We start from the raw sequence: 14587 nt of genomic DNA on the forward strand, positions 1-14587 counted from the left end.
ATGTTAACAATATCGAAAAGTGAGAAATCTCACAATTAGCCAGTTTGTAATCTTTCTAAATAAGATTGCAAAGTATTATAAATAAAGGAAAAAGAAGATTTGTTAACAATTAATTTATGTCATAAATTTTACCATGATACACTACCTTTTGCACGTGCTCCGGAAAAATTTTTATTTCAACGGAATGTATTCTTCTTGAGGCTATATAAGGTTTAATGATATACTGAAGAACCTTATCTTTCTCTGTGTGATCATTAATCCAAAAGCAAACACTGTTCCTATTCTTTACCAATAACACTTTATTTTTATAAAAATCTTGTACCAATACTTCCTCCTTATTGTATTCAATGATATTGAAGGAAAACCTCACAATGAAAAATATAAAAACTGCCATGGTGAACCTCATCGAGTTTTTAAAGTCAAATCTGATAATTATCCATCTCATTAAATAGATGATCACCAATAGTAAAAGTACTTCCATTTGATTCATAGGGATGCTTTCAAAGAAAAGCCCATCAAAATCTGCAAACCAATGAATAACATCCAGCAACACATGGATCATTGCATCATATATTGTATTGATCACCGAAATATTCATCCCTATCGCTATAATAGCTGTCAACACAAATGAGAACACTATAATGATTTCTGAAAACGGAACAATAAAAAAATTCGCTATAATGGAAATAAATGAAAACTGATGGAAATACAATAAGACTAATGGAAGAGTTGCAAGCTGGGCAGAAAGGGAAATAGAAATTGTGTTAAACAAGAGTCTTTTAAAGTAATTATCCTGTTTCGGAAAGTATTTCAAAATAGGCTGATTCAACCAGAAAATCCCGAGAACAGCTGTAAAGCTCAACTGGAATCCAATATCAAAAATCTGATAGGTATCAGAAAGCAATATGATAAACGCCGACAGTGCCAATGAATGCAACAAATCCGGTTTTCTTTGAAGCAAAATATAGATGAAGTACATACTCAACATAATACATGAACGTAAAACAGAGTTTCCAAACCCTATAAATCCGGCAAACAACCAGATGAAAACAAGACTCAAGATCACAGCATATTTTCTATATTTTAAAGGCAAAAGCTGCACAAAGAGAAAATAAAATATTCCGAAAATAACGACAATATGGGTTCCTGAAATGGCTAAAAAATGTACCAACCCTGATCTATTGAAATCTCTTACGGTTTCCGGGTCAATTTCCGTTCTATCGGCCAGAATGATCCCTTTCAGAAAAGCTTTGCTTTTGATAGACATTTTTGCCTGGTCAATATTTTGCAAAACCTCTACTCTTTTTTGTGAAATTTTTTCGCTCAAGGTGAGATCATTTCTTTTGGAAGAATAGATTTTGTCTGATATAAAAGCCTGATAATATATTCCTTTCCTGCTTAAATATTTTACATAATCAAATTGGAAATCATATTGTGGAGGTTTTGGCTGGGTTATATAAGCTTTTGCTCTGTAATAATGATTAAAATCAAGCTCTTTGTTATGTTGTGGAACATATATAAGAGAGTTAGTGTATCCTTCTCTGGTCTGGATAACAGCTTCATACTTTTTATATTTACTATCAGAATTTAATTTCTTTGTGATTTTGAAAAGGACAATATCATTTGATGCCGAATGAATGTTCTTGTTTGATCCATCAACCGTATTAAAATGATGACATATAATTCCTACACCGAAAAAAAGAAAGCCTAATAAATAAGACCTGGCTTTATGTAAAAAATAGGAACTAAAAAGTACCAAAACTAATATCAACAGACAACCTCCTGCAATACCATATACTGGAGAATTACCTAAAGAAACCCTTTCCTGAAAGCAGATTCCGAAGATAAAGCAAATGACCAGAATGAGAAGAGGCTGTTTATTCAATGGTAATGATTTGAAAGTCAAAATAATAAATTTATTGACTTACAAGTAGTGCTGCAATTGCTGATAAACATCACTCTTTCCCATTAAAGAGGAAAAATAAAGCGTGAATTTATATTAGTAAAACTGCAATTCAATTAAAATTTTAAAGCAATCCAGAAACCCTGCTATTGCTTACTCTTCAAAAACTTATCCGTTAGTTTTTTTGTCTCTTTAATATACAACATGGAATCCTTTCCATAATCTTCATAAGTAAAATTGCCGGCTTTTTTAGGAATTGCCGGTTCGATCTGGGTTCCTTCGTGCCATTCATTAAAAGAAGTAATCCCTATAAAATCCGGGTTTACATTAATAGCTGCATCAAACATATTTTCGTAATACTTTCCATTATCCCGGCTTTTAAAATTAGCTTCATTCCAGGGTCTTATTCTGGTATCAGAATATCCGGGACCTACACAGGGGATAAATATAAGGTGATGTTCTTTTGCATATTGGGAAAGATATTCCCAATTGGAAGTTGTACTTCCGAAAACAAAGCCGTCACTGGCAAAATAGGTATAAAATCCATCAAACCCTGATTCTCCAAAAAAGCGTGAATCATCTTTCTCTACCCACAATCCGATGTAAAAAGCATCTAATTCCGTATTTCTCACCGTACTTTCACCTTTTTTAGAAAGTAATTTCGCCCATTCCTGCGGGGAAATCTTATAGCTGTCATACACATAATATAACGGTTTCCCATCTTTTTTATAAAATGCATGATGAGAAGAATAGGTTTTCACCAGATAAGAAATCTGATCTTTAAATTCAGAAACCGTTTTATAAAACGGCTCTATGTGGAAAGCAATTTTTAAGTTGAAGCGGTCTGCAATATCCAGATACTTTAGGGTACTTTTATCCGTATAAGAATCTTTTCCCAACCAGCTTATCACCACAACGCCAACTCCGGATTCTTTGATCATTTTCATATGTTTTTCTATGATCTTCGGATCGTTGGAGCTATAATTTCCTAAAGCCGGATAGAAATTAGCACCAATGTCATTCCCACCTTTGTAATTGCCTAAGTTATTCCATTTCGGGTTACTCCAGTGAGGCAGAATATCGTGATTCCAATGATGATAGCTTCCATCTGTTTCGGGATTCCCATACCATCCATAATAGAAAATCTGAACTTTTTCCCTGAAAGTATTTTTCTGCGCAAAATTTTCTGAGAAAAAAAATGTTAGTGTAATCACTAACAAAGCTTTTTTAAAATAATTCATGATAGCCATTTGAATTAAAGTTGATATATAAAGATCAGATTGTTAAAATAACCTCAGCAGCTTTTTCACTCGCTCCTTTCCCTCCTAACTTTTCTCTTAAAAGCTCGTAATCCTTTAGCACTTTTTCTCTTTGACTTCCCTCTAAAACTTTATGTAATTCTTCAACAAGGTTCCTTGTATTTAAATCATTTTGAATCAATTCCTTCACAACCTCTCTATCCATAATAAGGTTTACTAAAGAAATATATTTGATGTTTTTCACCAATCTTTTCGCAATGGCATAAGAAATTTTACTTCCACGGTAACATACCACTTCCGGAATATTCAACAAAGCTGTTTCCAAAGTGGCCGTTCCAGAAGTCACTAAAGCCGCTTTAGAACACCTTAGCAAATCGTATGTTTTGTTGGAAACAAAATGAACATTGTCATCCACATATTTCTCGTAGAATTCTTTAGGAAGGCTTGGCGCTCCTGCAATAACGAATTGATATCCTGCAAAATGAGGTCTCACAGAAAGCATGATTTCAAGCATTTTTTCCACTTCCTGTTTCCTGGACCCCGGAAGAAGCGCAACAATTTCCTTATCGTTTAAGCCATTTTCCTTTTTAAAATCATTTTTATTGATTTCCTTAAGATCTGAAATAGCATCAAGCAAGGGATGTCCTACGAAATGACCATGTACACCATGTTTCTTATAAAAATCTTCTTCAAAGGGTAGAATCACCATCATTTCATCTACATATTTCTTGATGATCTCTACTCTGCCTTCTTTCCATGCCCAAAGCTGCGGTGAAATATAATAGATCACTTTTATTCCCAGCTCTTTTGCATATTTGGCAATCCTCAGGTTAAAGCCGGGATAATCAATCAGAATAAGAACATCCGGCTTGTTATTTTTAATATCTTCTTTACAGAATTTAATATTATTCAGGATAGTTCTTAGATTCATGGCTACTTCCAGAAATCCCATAAAAGCCAGATCACGGTAATGCTTCACTAACGTTCCGCCTTGTTTCTGCATGAGATCACCACCCCAGAACCTGAATTCTGCGTGCGGATCTTTCTGTTGTAAAGCTTTCATTAAATTGCTTCCGTGCAAATCTCCGGATGCTTCTCCTGCAATAATATAATATTTCATTTCTATAATCAGAATAGAGAACAAATTACATCTTTATAGATCTTAATTTGTAAATTTGTTCAAAGATAATGATAAAAAATGTCAGAAGAATTTGAAATCCGCAATAAAGTTGCTGAGAGTGGTTTAATCAATTTTGATCTTTCTGATCTTGTTCCCAGAGGAGTAAGAAAAGGGATTGATCTTAAAGATTTTCTTTTTATGGAAATGATCCTAAAAGAAAAGGACTTCCGTGAAAAAGTAGCCGCCATTGATGTTGAGCAATATAGAGACACCTATATCTATATCTACAATTCTGCAGATGCTATTGTTCCGCTTTGGGCTTATTTTTTGATAACAGCAAAGCTTACGGATGTTGCCAAAAAAATAGTTTTCGGAGACCGTGAGGATCTGGAAGTCATATTAATGCATAATGCCATTCAGACTCATGATTTTGAAGACTTCAGAGGTAAAAGAGTACTGGTGAAAGGGTGTTCCGATAAAGAAATCCCTGAAAATGCTTACATCGAATTGGTAGAACAATTAAAACCACTTGTAAAGTCTCTGATGTTCGGAGAGGCATGTTCCAATGTCCCAATATTAAAAAATTAACACTGAAAACCAGATACTTATATTAATTTATATGCTTTAACGTTATTTTTGGTTCAAAAAAAATTGTTAAGGAATATTTTTTGATAAATTTGGTTCACTTAACATTTTAATAAACACAAACTATGAGTTTAATTGACCTACTTACAGGGAACACAAGCAACCAGGTTGCTGAACAGGCTGAAAATAAATTCGGGATCAGCAAAAATCAGGTTATTGCCTTATTAGCGGTTGCAGCACCTTTGATCATTTCTTACCTTAGAAATAAATCCCAAGACTCTCAAGAAGCTGAGGCATTAAATAATGCACTAGATAAAGACCATGATGGAAGTATTCTGAATGATGCTTCACAAGTAGAATCAAGACAGGCTGAAGGTGGCTCTATTCTTGATCATATTTTTGGCGGTCAAAAAAATACTGTTGAAAACCAGCTTTCGCAAAATACAGGAATTTCCATTGATAAAATTGGACCTATTTTGGCAATGCTTGCCCCGGTAATCATGGGATATATCGGAAAAGAAAAACAACAGAATAATGTGAGTGCAGGCGGACTGGGAGACTTATTGGGCGGAATTTTAGGAAACGCTTCCAATCAGGCACAAGCACAGCAATCTAATCCGTTGAACGATATTTTAGGAAGCGTTCTTGGTGGTGGACAACAACAGTCTTCAGGAAATCCTTTGAATGACATTCTGGGAAGTGTTCTTGGCGGCGGTGGACAACAGCAACAAGGAGGTGGATTGGGAAATATCCTCGGAAGTATTTTAGGAGGAAAATAATTTAATTGTAAATACAATCATCAAAAAGACCGAAGATTATTCTTCGGTCTTTTTTGTTCTTTTCGCTTTCGGAGCTTTTTCAGTAACTTCAGTTTTTTCTGAAACCAAGAATGATTTTGAACCTTTTTTAGGTCTCGTTTTTCCGTAGCTCCCGGAATTTATTTTTCCTCTTCTTGTCTTTTTATCTCCTTTTCCCATAGTAATGTATTTTGATGATGTAACGAAATTAAAAAATTAAGCCCTAAAACTCAATACATCAAGATGTTAAATTTTTATAAATCTATACTTTGATGGTTTTCCACTTTCCTTTTTTAAATAAAATAAAGGCAACAATGGTGATAAGCGTTTCGGCAGCAGGAATAGAAATAAAAACACCTTTCGGCCCCATATCCAGATATTTGGAAAGCAAATAAGCTAAAGGAATCTGAAACAGCCAGAAACCGAAAAAATTAACCCATGTTGGGGTCCAGGTATCTCCTGCTCCATTAAAAGCATTGATCATCACCATTCCTATCCCATAGAAGATAAAGCCCACACTCATGATATGTAATGCATTCTTAGCAAAGCTTTTTATCATTTCCTCCTGTGTGAAAAAGCTCACCAGAAAATCACCAAGAATAAAGAAGATTAAACTCACAGCCAACATGAAGATCACATTATATTTTACCGTTTTCATCACAGACTGTTCAGCGCGAAGCATTTCATTGGCACCCATATTTTGCCCCACTAAAGTAGATGCCGCATTACTCAATCCCCATGCGGGAAGCATAAAGAACATCATAAGCCTTAGTGCAGTCTGGTATCCCGCAGAAGCATTTTCACCTCCGGTCGTTGCCACCAGTTGAGCCAAAATGATCCAACTGCAGGAAGCAATCACAAATTGAAAAATACCGGGAGTCGCAATCTTAATAACAGACCGGATCAACGTAAAATCAGGTTTAAAATATTCCGTTTTGATACGAACCTGGGAATCAGCAATGAAAAGATGATAAAGCTGATACAGAACTCCCGTACTCCTACCAATCGTTGTAGCAATGGCTGCACCGGTTAATCCCATTGCGGGAACCGGACCAAGACCTCTGATCAGTATCGGACAAAGAATAATGTTTGCTATATTGGCAATCCACAAACTTTTCATGGCTATAGCAGCATTTCCTGCTCCTCTGAAAATACCGTTAATTAAAAACAATAGCATAATAATGACACTGCTTCCCATCATTATTCTTGTAAACTCTTTACCATAAGCTGCTGCTTCAGGTCTTGAACCCATCAAAATCAAAATTTCTTCAGCATATATTACTCCCAGGAGACTCAGAACCAGTGTCACTGCAAAGGAAACCAATAAAACCTGCGCTGCACTTCTGGAAGCCTGTTCAGGATTCTTTTCCCCAATTCTCCTGGCCACCATGGCAGTCGCCGCCATACTCATTCCTATTGCAATGGAATACATAATCGTAAGAACAGATTCCGTTAATCCTACAGTCTGGATTGCAAAACCACTTTCCTTCAGATGTCCTACAAAATAGAGATCTACTAAAGCAAAAACAGATTCCATCGCCATTTCCAGCATCATGGGAATAGCCAGAAGCAGGACCGCATTACGGATACTGATCTTCGTATAATCTACCTCTTCTCCACTCAATGCTTTCTTAAGAAAATTGATATATCTTGACATTTTTTCAGGGTAATTTTATGGGGATCTAAAATACAAATTCAAATTTCAATTAATATCATTCGTTTAATTCAAGTTTTTATTTAAATTTGTTACCATAATAATTGAAAATTCAAATCTTAAAGAAAAGAATAGAAAAATAATTAGTAAAAAGTATCAAAAAATATTAGCTTTGTATATTCTTAAAATAAAATTTATGAAAAAAATAATCTTTACTTTTTTAATATTCGGGATATCAGTATTCACAAGTATGCTGTCTGCTCAACAATTGACTAAAGAACAAAGAAAAGCAATTCAGACTGACAATATTGCCGTGTTCAAAAAGCAATTTGCTAAAGATGACTACAACAAATGTTTTCAGGTTAAAACAGAATCATTCAGTCCATTGGCTTATAGTGTGATGAATGACAAAAAAAACATTGTAAACTTTTTGATCGACCAGAAAGTCGATGTTAACAAAAACTGCGGTAACATGACTCCACTTGCTGTGGCAGAACAATATCAGAGAACTGACCTTGCAAAATTATTGACAAAAAAAGGTGCATTAAAAAATTAAACACCACATTTATCCCTATAAAGTATTTTAAACTTCCATACCGGAAGTTTTTTTTATGCATAAAAACTTTTAAAATCTTATCTTTGCCAACGAAAAATCAGGCTTATAAAAGTCTAGTATTTAAAGTTTAATCTCTAACATCTAAAACACATGTTTCGATCGCACACTAACGGAGAACTGTCTCTCACAAATCTTAATGAAGAAGTTACACTTTCAGGATGGGTACAAACTATCCGAGATAAAGGATTTATGATTTGGATAGATCTTCGAGATCGTTACGGAATTACTCAGCTTGTTTTTGATCAGGAACGCTCTTCTGCTCAATTGATGGAAGAAGCCAAAAAACTGGGCCGTGAATTTGTGATTCAGGTGACCGGAAAAGTGATTGAAAGAGTAAGCAAAAACCCGAATATTCCAACTGGGGAAATTGAAATTTTAGTTGAGAAATTAACGTTACTTAATGATTCTCAGCTTCCGCCTTTCACTATCGAAGATGAAACGGATGGTGGTGAAGAATTAAGAATGAAATACCGTTACCTGGATATCAGAAGAAATCCGGTGAAAGATAAACTGATCTTCCGCCATAAAATGGCACAAAAAGTAAGAAATTATCTTTCAGACGAAGGTTTCATTGAAGTGGAGACTCCGGTTTTAATCAAATCTACTCCTGAAGGAGCTAGAGACTTCGTAGTTCCGAGCAGAATGAACCCAGGACAATTTTATGCCTTGCCACAATCTCCACAAACCTTCAAACAGCTTTTAATGGTAGGTGGAATGGATAAATATTTCCAAATTGTGAAATGCTTCCGTGATGAGGACCTAAGAGCCGACAGACAGCCGGAATTTACACAGATCGACTGTGAAATGGCTTTTGTAGAGCAGGAAGATGTGATGAATGTTTTTGAAGGAATGACTAAAACATTGTTGAAAGATATTACTGGTCAGGAATTCGGAGCTTTCCCTAGAATGACTTTCGCAGATGCAATGAGAAAGTATGGGAACGACAAGCCGGATATTCGTTTCGGAATGGAATTCGTAGAATTGAATGAACTTGTCAAAGGAAAAGATTTTAAAATATTTGATGATGCGGAATTGGTAGTAGGAATCAATGTTGAAGGCTGTGCAGAATACACCAGAAAACAGATCGATGAGCTTGTGGATTGGGTAAAGCGTCCACAAATTGGCGCATCAGGAATGGTTTGGGTGAAATTCCAACATGACGGTATGAAAACTTCTTCCGTAAATAAATTCTATAATGAGGACGATTTAGCAAAAATCATTGAAAAATTCGGTGCGAAAGAAGGAGATTTAATGCTGATTCTTTCCGGAAACGAAAACAAAGTAAGAGCCCAGCTTTCTGCTTTAAGAATGGAACTTGGAAACCGTTTAGGATTAAGAAAAGGAAATGAATTTGCTCCGCTTTGGGTAGTTGATTTCCCGTTGTTGGAGTTTGATGAAGAAAGCGGACGTTATCATGCCATGCACCACCCATTCACATCTCCAAAGCCGGAAGATATCCACTTATTGGAAACTGATCCGGGAAAAGCAAGAGCCAATGCTTATGATATGGTGTTGAATGGAAACGAAATCGGAGGAGGATCTATCAGGATTTTCGATAAAGACCTTCAGTCTAAAATGTTTGACCTTTTAGGGTTCTCAAAAGAAGAGGCAGAAGCACAGTTCGGATTCTTAATGAACGCTTTCAAATACGGTGCACCTCCTCACGGTGGTTTAGCTTTCGGGTTTGACCGTTTGGTAGCTATTCTCGACGGAAATGAAGTGATCAGAGATTATATTGCTTTCCCTAAGAACAATTCCGGACGTGATGTAATGATTGATGCACCTTCCACCATTGCAGATGAGCAACTGGATGAATTGGAATTACAATTGAATTTAAAAGCATAAATTTAGAGCGGAGAAAATATCTCCGCTTTTTTAATAATTCCATGAAAAAACTTTTTATCCTCTTTTTCTATTTAATCTCTATTTTCATATATTCTCAGAGTTTCAGAATTCCATTTAGATTAAAGAATCTTTGGGGATTTGCAGATCAGACGGGAAAAATTAAAGTATCCCCAAAATATGATTCTGTTTCAATAAATAATGAAAATTTCAGGTGGTTTGTTTATAAAAACAATAAGGTTGGTGTTATAGATTCTTCAGGAAATGAAAAACTGGCTGTTGAATATGATTCTATTGAAAGAAAACCTCTGCATAGCCAGGATAATGATTTTTATCTTTTCAAAAATAAAAGAAAAGGATATGCCGATATCACCGGAAAAATAATTTTTCCTTGCGATTACAAAGATATTGTTGCCTGTGATGAAATACGTATCGGCAAAATCTCTAATTTCTTTATCAAAAAAGAGAACGAGAATTCCTGGGAGCTGCAAGATTACAGCCATACTACTCAAATCAATCAAATCCAGGAATTCAAAAATTTTTACAACGGAAATTACACCATTAGAAAAGGGAATCAATGGGGATTTTATAATGTCTCATTAAAGAAATGGATATTTAATGCTGAGTATGACGAAATAGGAAGCTTATCCTACAAAGATTTTTATGAGAAGAAAAAGGAATATTCAGACTATAAATACTTTGCTAAAAAAGGCGATGTCTTTTATCTGTGCACAAAAGATTTTAAAATAGCTGAATTCAAAAATAAATATGAAGATTTTTTTGAAAATAAAAGATCTTCTGCTGAAACTTATGAGGTGTACACGGATATTGGAAAAGCGGAGAAAAAAAGCCTTACACAGAACAATTCTAATCTTTCTCCAACCTATAAATTAAGCTCTTATTACGGAGGACCTGGACAAATAAAAATCCTGCAGGAAAAGAATAAATTCGGATTTCAGGTTCTGGGAATTTATGAAGAAAAAAAAGTTCCTCCAGCGTATGATGAAATCCAGCTAATTTTCGAGGGCGGTGCTTACCAAAATGATATTGCTTTCTTTAGAAAAAAAGATAAGTGGGGAATTTTCAATCTTAAAAAATTTGTTTGGGTTACTGAGGTTTCCTATAATGATATCACTCTTTCTGATATAAGAAATATCCTACTGATTAAACACAAAAATAAAGTGGGATTGTTTGAAATTAATGATGGAAGAATAGATTTCGACACACAGTTTATTCCCCCAATCTATGATAAGTTCTCCACCATACAATATGCAAGATCTTTGGATCACACATATAAAAGCTTTCATGTATATTTTTTTCATAAAAACAACAAAATTTATCCTGTAGGAATGAATGGTGTCCAATTTTATCAGGATTAAAACCAATTAGATACCACATTTAACAAATATTTTTCTCTCGGCACAATCATTGCACGCTCTTACACAAAACGTAAGACAATGAAAGCAATTTGGAATGGCGCCATTGGCTTTGGTTTAGTCAATATCCCGGTTAAAATCTATTCTGCTACAGAAACCAGTAAATTGGATTTGGATATGCTGGATAAATCCGACTTTTCTAACATTAAGTTCAAACGGGTTAACGAAAAAACAGGTAAAGAGGTAAAATGGGAAAACATTGTAAAAGCTTACCTTATGGAAGACCGATACATTGTTTTGGAAGATGAAGATTATGAAGCCGCGAGCCCTGAAAAAACCAAAATACTTTCTATTGATCAGTTCGTTAAGGAAATAGAAGTAGACAGTATTTATTTTGAAAACCCTTACTTTCTGGAGCCCCAGAAAAATGGAGAAAATGCATACAGGCTTTTACTAAAAGCACTACAGGAAACCAAAATGGTGGGTATCGGAACATTCGTTCTGCGTGAAAGCGAAGCGATTGGTATGATCCGTCCTTATAATGATGAAATACTGCTTTTAAACCGATTAAGATTTGATCAGGAGATCAGAGATTACTCAGATTTAAAAATTCCTGCTAAAAAAGCACCTAAACCTGCTGAATTAAAAATGGCAGTAAGCCTTATAGAACAGCTTTCTCAGAGTTTTGACCCCACCATGTATAAAGATACCTATTCTGATGAGCTATTAAAGATCATCAAACAGAAAGCAAAAGGTAAAGGGGTAAAAGCAAGAAAAACAGAACCTGCTAAGGGAGGCAAAGTGATTGATTTGATGGCACAGCTAAAAGCCAGTTTACAAAGTTCTAAATCTAAAACAGCATCGTAATGGCCCTTAAAGATTATCAGAAAAAGCGTAAGTTCGATGAAACCACCGAACCTAAAGGAAAAACGAAAAAAAGTAAAGACAAACTTATTTTTGTGATTCAAAGACATGCTGCATCACGTCTGCATTATGATTTCCGCCTTGAAATGGAAGGGGTTCTGAAAAGCTGGGCCGTTCCTAAGGGTCCTTCTTTAGATCCGAAAGATAAACGTCTTGCGATGATGGTAGAAGATCATCCGTATGATTATAAAGACTTTGAAGGAAATATTCCGGAAGGCAATTATGGAGCAGGGCAAGTGGAAATCTGGGACAGTGGAACCTATGAACCGTTGGAAGAAAACTCCAAGCTTTCCGATGAAAAAGAATTACTGAAAGAATTGCATGCCGGTTCGTTAAAATTTATTTTACATGGTAAAAAGCTGAAAGGTGAATTCGCTTTGGTCAAAATGAAAAATTCCGAAGATAATGCGTGGTTACTGATCAAACATAAAGATGAATTTGCGGAAAGCCCATACAATGCTGAAGAAAATACCGCTGCAAAATCTTTGGTAACGAAATTTTTAGAGGAAAAAAAAAGCCCGAAAACAAGCAAAAAGAAGTCATAACTTCTTCTAAAAGGTTCCAACGCTTTAATTCTTTAACAGACGAAAAAAAGCTTAAAGATTTCATCAGACCCATGCTTGCCAAATCTTTTGATAAAGCATTCGATGATAAAGACTGGATTTTTGAAATAAAATGGGACGGATACAGAGCTATTGCCGACCTAAGTAAGGATGATCCCCTCTTCTATTCCCGCAACGGAATTTCTTTTCTATCTAAATTTCAGAAAATATCCCGGGATTTCAATTCACAACAACATAAAATGATCATAGACGGGGAAATTGTAGCGTATGATGATCAGGGAAAACCCAGTTTTCAGCTTTTACAGCAAATCGGTGATAATCCTGACTTAGCATTGGTTTACCAAGTTTTTGACCTGCTATGGCTTAATGGCTATTCTACCGAAGATCTTCCGCTCCTCCAAAGAAAAGAACTTTTAAGAGAAGCACTTGTTGAGACGGATGTGATTAAATACTGTGACCATATTCCTGAAAAAGGCATCAATTTTTTTGAACAAATGAAAAAAATGAAGCTGGAAGGAATGATCGCTAAAAAAGCAGACAGCTTTTATATAGAAAACCACCGAACTACAGATTGGCTTAAAATAAAATTCTCTGATACCGATGAAGCCATTATTTGTGGATTTACGGAGCCCAGGGGATCCAGAAAAAATTTCGGAGCATTGATTTTAGGGAAATATATTGATGGAAAGCTCATATATTGCGGACATACCGGGACCGGATTCAACAGCACTACATTAAAGGAAATGTATCAACGGCTTGAAAAACTGATTATCAAAAAATCCCCTTTCGAAATCATTCCAAAAACCAACATGCCTGTGACCTGGGTACAACCGGAACTGGTCTGCGAAATCAAATATTCCGAAATTACCAAAGACGGTATTTTCCGTCATCCGGTTTTCCTGGCTATCCGGGAAGATAAAGAGCCCGAAGAAGTTAATAACAGCTCTGAAGAAATAAACAACATTCAAAAAACAAAAGAAATGAAAGCCTCTTCAAAAACAAAAACATCTGAGAAAGAGAAAGAAGTTACTTTAAATAAACATAAAGTAAAACTGACCAATCAGGATAAAATCTATTTCCCGAAGGATAATATAACAAAGGGAGACGTAATAGAATATTATCAATCCGTTGCTGAATATATTTTACCTCATTTGAAGAACCGCCCGCTTTCATTGAACCGCTTCCCGAACGGAATCGAGGAACAGGGCTTTTATCAAAAAGATGCCAGTGACAATATCCCGGATTGGATAAAAACCACGCCGGTTCACTCTGAGTCGAATGACAAGTATATTGATTACATCATCTGTAATGATAAAGCAACAATGGCTTATCTTAATAATTTAGGTTGCATAGATTTTAACCCGTGGAACAGCTCTTTACCTGATCTTGAGAATCCCGATTTTCTGGTGTTAGATCTTGATCCATCCAAAAAAAATACATTTAATGACGTGATTGAAACCGCACTTCAGGTTAATGAAGTTCTGAAATCAATAAAAATCGAAGGGTATTGTAAAACTTCCGGAAGTACGGGAATCCACGTTTATATTCCTATGGGTGGAAAATACGATTTTGATCAGGTAAAAGACTTTGCCCACATTCTGATGCAGCAGGTCCAGGAAAGACTTCCTGATATTACTACTTTGGAAAGAAATTTAAAGAAAAGGGATGACGATAAAATCTACCTGGATTATCTTCAAAACAGAACCGGGCAAACATTAGCAAGCGCTTACAGCTTGCGGCCTAAAGAAGGCGCTTCCGTCTCTATGCCTTTGGATTGGGAGGAATTAAAACCGGGATTAAAACCCACAGATTTTAATATTCATAATGCATTGGATAGAATTAAAGAAAAAGGAGACTTGTTTAAGCCGGTCTTAGGAAAAGGAATTGATATGGTAAAAGCGCTGGAATTGTTGCAGAATCTTGGGTAAATCTATATTTTTGGCATCAT

At 35.4% G+C, this 14587-nt stretch carries 13 protein-coding genes; 8 read left to right on the forward strand and 5 right to left on the reverse strand.

From position 1 onward, the window contains the following. Nucleotides 1–109: 109 nt before the first annotated feature. From EGI05_RS12720 to lpxB, 3 genes are all read right to left on the reverse strand, one after another. Entirely contained in the window at nucleotides 110–1885 is a 1776-nt protein-coding gene (locus EGI05_RS12720; RefSeq protein ID WP_123263431.1) for a ComEC/Rec2 family competence protein, read from the reverse strand. A gap of 164 nt (nucleotides 1886–2049) precedes the next feature. Continuing rightward, nucleotides 2050–3144 carry a glycoside hydrolase family 99 protein gene (locus EGI05_RS12725; protein ID WP_123263543.1) on the reverse strand — a complete coding sequence of 365 codons (1095 nt, stop codon included), beginning with the start codon at nucleotides 3142–3144 and terminating at the stop codon, nucleotides 2050–2052. Nucleotides 3145–3178: 34 nt separating this feature from the next. Next, nucleotides 3179–4282, reverse strand: coding sequence for a lipid-A-disaccharide synthase (gene lpxB, locus EGI05_RS12730; protein WP_123263432.1), 1104 nt, complete (start codon nucleotides 4280–4282; stop codon nucleotides 3179–3181). A 78-nt stretch (nucleotides 4283–4360) separates the two neighbouring features. On the opposite strand from lpxB, the gene EGI05_RS12735 reads away from it, so the two are divergent. Then, on the forward strand, nucleotides 4361–4870 hold the full coding sequence (locus EGI05_RS12735) for a DUF2480 family protein (RefSeq protein ID WP_123263433.1): 510 nt from the start codon (nucleotides 4361–4363) through the stop codon (nucleotides 4868–4870). Between the two features lie 122 nt (nucleotides 4871–4992). Next, nucleotides 4993–5646: a DUF937 domain-containing protein gene (locus tag EGI05_RS12740; RefSeq protein ID WP_123263434.1), complete on the forward strand. Its 654-nt coding sequence runs from the start codon at nucleotides 4993–4995 to the stop codon at nucleotides 5644–5646. Nucleotides 5647–5682: 36 nt separating this feature from the next. Here EGI05_RS12740 and EGI05_RS12745 read toward each other — a convergent pair whose 3' ends face one another. Both EGI05_RS12745 and EGI05_RS12750 read right to left on the reverse strand, forming a co-directional pair. Next, nucleotides 5683–5844 (reverse strand): 30S ribosomal protein THX, encoded by a 162-nt coding sequence (locus EGI05_RS12745; RefSeq protein WP_123263435.1) that lies wholly within the window; start codon nucleotides 5842–5844, stop codon nucleotides 5683–5685. An 82-nt stretch (nucleotides 5845–5926) separates the two neighbouring features. Then, entirely contained in the window at nucleotides 5927–7321 is a 1395-nt protein-coding gene (locus EGI05_RS12750; protein ID WP_123263436.1) for an MATE family efflux transporter, read from the reverse strand. Nucleotides 7322–7514: 193 nt separating this feature from the next. Between EGI05_RS12750 and EGI05_RS12755 the strand changes: the two genes are divergently transcribed. The 6 genes from EGI05_RS12755 (at nucleotide 7515) to ligD (ending at nucleotide 14567) form a co-directional block, all read left to right on the forward strand. Then, entirely contained in the window at nucleotides 7515–7874 is a 360-nt protein-coding gene (locus EGI05_RS12755; protein ID WP_123263437.1) for an ankyrin repeat domain-containing protein, read from the forward strand. Nucleotides 7875–8024: 150 nt separating this feature from the next. Beyond that, entirely contained in the window at nucleotides 8025–9779 is a 1755-nt protein-coding gene (gene aspS, locus EGI05_RS12760) for an aspartate--tRNA ligase (RefSeq protein WP_123263438.1), read from the forward strand. Between the two features lie 41 nt (nucleotides 9780–9820). Further along, nucleotides 9821–11155: a WG repeat-containing protein gene (locus tag EGI05_RS12765; protein WP_123263439.1), complete on the forward strand. Its 1335-nt coding sequence runs from the start codon at nucleotides 9821–9823 to the stop codon at nucleotides 11153–11155. Nucleotides 11156–11233: 78 nt separating this feature from the next. Continuing rightward, a complete protein-coding gene (ku, locus tag EGI05_RS12770) occupies nucleotides 11234–12019 on the forward strand; it encodes a non-homologous end joining protein Ku (RefSeq protein WP_123263440.1) in 786 nt (261 codons plus the stop codon). Further along, nucleotides 12019–12621, forward strand: coding sequence for a DNA polymerase ligase N-terminal domain-containing protein (locus tag EGI05_RS12775; protein WP_123263441.1), 603 nt, complete (start codon nucleotides 12019–12021; stop codon nucleotides 12619–12621). The genes ku and EGI05_RS12775 overlap by 1 nt, the downstream gene beginning before the upstream one ends. 71 nt (nucleotides 12622–12692) lie before the next feature. After that, on the forward strand, nucleotides 12693–14567 hold the full coding sequence (gene ligD, locus EGI05_RS12780; protein ID WP_123263442.1) for a DNA ligase D: 1875 nt from the start codon (nucleotides 12693–12695) through the stop codon (nucleotides 14565–14567). Nucleotides 14568–14587 lie beyond the last annotated feature (20 nt).

This window comes from Chryseobacterium daecheongense (assembly GCF_003729955.1).
In the GTDB taxonomy this organism is placed as follows: Bacteria; Bacteroidota; Bacteroidia; order Flavobacteriales; family Weeksellaceae; genus Chryseobacterium; species Chryseobacterium daecheongense.